The sequence below is a fragment of the Bacteroidales bacterium genome (assembly GCA_018334875.1).
Taxonomy (GTDB): Bacteria; Bacteroidota; Bacteroidia; order Bacteroidales; family UBA12077; genus JAGXLC01.
Map to the genome: position 1 here is coordinate 1 of JAGXLC010000424.1, position 3,503 is coordinate 3,503.

At 36.7% G+C, this 3,503-nt stretch carries 4 protein-coding genes; all 4 read left to right on the forward strand.

Features of this window, described 5'->3' with window-relative positions:
• A partial coding sequence (locus KGY70_19220; GenBank protein ID MBS3777333.1) for a bifunctional DNA primase/polymerase occupies positions 1–2,144 on the forward strand: 2,144 nt, incomplete at its 5' end.
• Positions 2,145–2,257: 113 nt separating this feature from the next.
• Entirely contained in the window at positions 2,258–2,410 is a 153-nt protein-coding gene (locus KGY70_19225) for a hypothetical protein (GenBank protein MBS3777334.1), read from the forward strand.
• Positions 2,411–2,442: 32 nt separating this feature from the next.
• Positions 2,443–2,883 carry a ribonuclease H gene (locus KGY70_19230; GenBank protein MBS3777335.1) on the forward strand — a complete coding sequence of 147 codons (441 nt, stop codon included), beginning with the start codon at positions 2,443–2,445 and terminating at the stop codon, positions 2,881–2,883.
• 45 nt (positions 2,884–2,928) lie between these two features.
• The gene (locus KGY70_19235; protein MBS3777336.1) at positions 2,929–3,399 is read left to right on the forward strand and encodes a site-specific DNA-methyltransferase; all 471 of its coding nucleotides are present in this window, start codon (positions 2,929–2,931) and stop codon (positions 3,397–3,399) included.
• Positions 3,400–3,503 lie beyond the last annotated feature (104 nt).

The following is a 3,503-nucleotide window of genomic DNA, read 5'->3' on the forward strand; positions in this document are numbered from 1 at the left end:
TTATGGGTAATCAAATTTTAGATACTGCTTTAGAGTATCTACAGGAAGACATCGCTGTGATTCCGATAAAAAAAGACAGTAAAGCTCCGAATTTGCCAAGTGGATCTGAATTTTTCAAACGCCGTGCAACCGAAGAGGAAGCAAAAAAGATATTTCAGAATGCCAATAAAATTGCTATAAAAGGAGGAAATATAAGTGAGGGTATTGAATGTATAGATTTTGATGACCATGATGGAACGCACGGCATTAATGATGTAATAAGAAAAATTGGTCGTAATGAATATATAGAACATTTAATTCAGGAAGGCAAACTATTTGTAGAACGAACTCCATCCGGTGGGTGGCATTTTATATACAGATACGAAGCGCAAGAATATGAATCGGCGACAAAACTGGCTTATTGGACTGATGGAGAAGCAATGATTGAAACAAGGGGGGAAGGTTCTTATTTCATTGTATATCCTTCTCCAGGTTACGAACACCGGCGCGGAAACATCGTCGAACTTGTAACGATGGACAAAGAGGAAAGGGATATACTGATAGAAATTGCGAAAAGTTTCAATCAGTATGAGAAAAAGCAAGAAGCCGGGAAAGTTGAAGATCTGGCAACGGAAGATACGGACCCGGTGAGTATCTTCAATCTGAACAAAATAGCATACGCAAAGAAATTACTGGAAGATCAGGGATGGGAAAAAGTAGACGAGAAAGAAGGCATAGAGAAATGGAAAAGACCTGGCAAAAACGATGGGGTTTCGGCTACCTGGGGATGGAGAATGAACGCTTTATATGTATTCTCGTCAAATGCGAAGCCATTTGAGCAAAATTGTTATTATACACCGTTTCAGATACTCGTAAAACTGAGATTTAAAGGCAAATATCAAGAGGCTCTGAAATGGCTTATTCAAAACGACAACAGTGAAAAAGAAAAAGATGATGAAGGTAATATTCCTTACATCCGAGTTGGCACGACATACTTTAAAAAAATTAAGAAAAAAGACCGATACGGCATATTAAGACGGGAATTAAAGCCCTGGGATAAAAAAGAAATCATCCAGGATCATGGCAAAGAATACCTCAACTATATACCCCGTTATGATGATTTTACGATTGAGCCGAATAATTTTAATTATCAGCCTGTTATTAACAACTGTTATAATCTTTTTCGTGAATTTAAGTTCAGCCCGGAGGAAGGCTCATGGTATTGGACTGATGTACTTTTGCGACATATTTTCAAAGAGCAATACGAGCTTGGAATAAAGTATTTACAGGCCCTGTATCTTTATCCAAAACGAATACTTCCCATTCTTGCCCTCGTAAGCAAGATAAGAGGAACCGGAAAAACTACTTTCATTAACTGGCTTTCCATGATTTTCGGCGACAATATGATCGTAATAGGAAGCGAAGATATAAAGAGCCAGTTCAATGCCTCGTATGCAGGAAAAAATATCGTTTGCGTAGAAGAGACAACGATTGACAGAAAAGCAATGACAGAAAAATTAAAGGCTCTAAGTACCGGGAAACAAATAAATGTGAATCAAAAGTTTGTCAATAATTATAAAATACCCCTCTATTCAAAAATTATAATAACAAGCAATGATGAATCCCGGTTCGCACAAATAGAAGATGAGGAAATAAGGTATTTTGTACGAAAATTAGATATACCGGAAATTAATCACGCCAATATAGAAGATGATCTCGTCAAAGAAATACCGGCTTTTCTGCATTATCTTACAACGCTTCCCGATCTGAATTTCACAAAATCCCGGATGCTTTTTACCCCCGAAGAATTGGACAATGAATTTTTAAGAAGGGTCAAAAAAGAAAGTAAACCTTCTTTATATAAAGACATAAGAGAATACCTTACAGAGCGGTTCCATGAGAACGGGAAAAAAGAGTTTTACGCCACACCAAAAAATATCAAAGAAGAGTGGTTCTATAACAATAGCCGGGTTGAGATTCACTATATAAGGAAAGTATTGAAAGAAGATTTTAAACTGAAACCCTGCGAAAAAATGCGCTATGATCCGTTTGGGGATAAGCCAAGCACGACAGGGACTCCTTTCGTATTTAAAAGAGAATGGTTTATAGAAGAAGAAGGAGAAGAAACGCAGGAACAATGGGAAGAAGATAATGTACCGTTTTAAATTTTAACGTTCTGGCCGGTATGCACCGTGCCGGATCAGGACGTAAGATAGTTCACGGTGCTAATTCAACAGGCATGGTGTATGACCGGCCTGTTATAAAACGTTTTTGAGCGATGGAAATAGAAGTAAATATAAAACTCGAACTTGACTGTGACGATGGTAATCAGGACGATGTTAAAAAGGCAGTCGAAGAATGGATAATGCTTAATTTGCCTACAGTCTGGGAAGATGAAGATGCAATAATAGATAAGATTAAATGTGGGTAGGCAAATGTTTTATAACCTTAAAATATATTTCTATGAAAACACAAGCAACAGGAATAGCAGTAGACGGGGAAACAAGGGGCAATCCCGGACCGTCAAAGTATAGAGGCGTAGATTTGGCAACATATTCAACTATATTTATTGTTGATATTGGTATTGCAACAAACAACATTGCTGAATTTTGCGCACTTGGCCATGCTATATTTTATTGTATCAAACATGGTATTTCGACAACCATTTATAGTGACAGCCAAACAGCAATAAGTTGGATCAGGAAGAAAAAAGCAAATTCTAAATTGCCTGCCAGTCCAAAAACAGAAAGGGCGAGGGATTTTGTCGAAAGAATTGAAAATGCTCTGAAAGATGTAAGTATCGAATTTGACGGGGTTGACATCACGGTAAATAATGATATTGTTGTATCAAAATGGTACACATCAGAATGGGGAGAAATACCTGCTGACTTTGGCAATAAATAAGGCTCCGATATAATGGATTTTTATGTTTAAACTAAAATAGATATCATGAATAACCCAACAATCAACATATACAACGAAGATTGCCTGCCTGCAATGAAAGAGATGCGGGATAATGAGTTTGATTTAAGTATAATAGATCCTCCGTATGGAATAAAGCAAGATAAAGGATTTAGTGGTAAAAATGGATTCAGAGGGAAAGGAAAACCGATTAAAAGGCGTCAATATAATGGCAATTGGGATAATAAGACTCCAAACAAATTATATTTTGATGAATTATTCAGAATATCAAAAAATCAAATAATATTTGGAGGAAATTTTTATACAGATAAAATTCCACAAGCAAATCATTGGATTTTTTGGGATAAATTAAATACCATGCCTACTTTTGGCGATGGAGAACTTATATACACATCTATAAAACGTAATTCAGTAAAAAAAATTCAGTTAGAATATAATGGATTATTCAGCAAAGAAAAACAACGCATCCATCCCACCCAAAAACCCGTAGCCCTCTAAACCATATAGATAAACGTAAGCAAACCGGCGTTTATCCATCCGTAAAATGGTTTCGAGGGGCCTTGAGGCTGTGTTGCTGTGTTCACGTGTGTTTTCCTTTCAAT

Excerpts from the sequence above, each read along its gene's own strand:
- KGY70_19235 (MBS3777336.1), top strand. The coding sequence starts at position 2,929 with ATGAATAACCCAACAATCAACATATACAACGAAGATTGCCTGCCTGCA.
- KGY70_19230 (MBS3777335.1), top strand. The coding sequence starts at position 2,443 with ATGAAAACACAAGCAACAGGAATAGCAGTAGACGGGGAAACAAGGGGC.
- KGY70_19225 (MBS3777334.1), top strand. The coding sequence starts at position 2,258 with ATGGAAATAGAAGTAAATATAAAACTCGAACTTGACTGTGACGATGGT.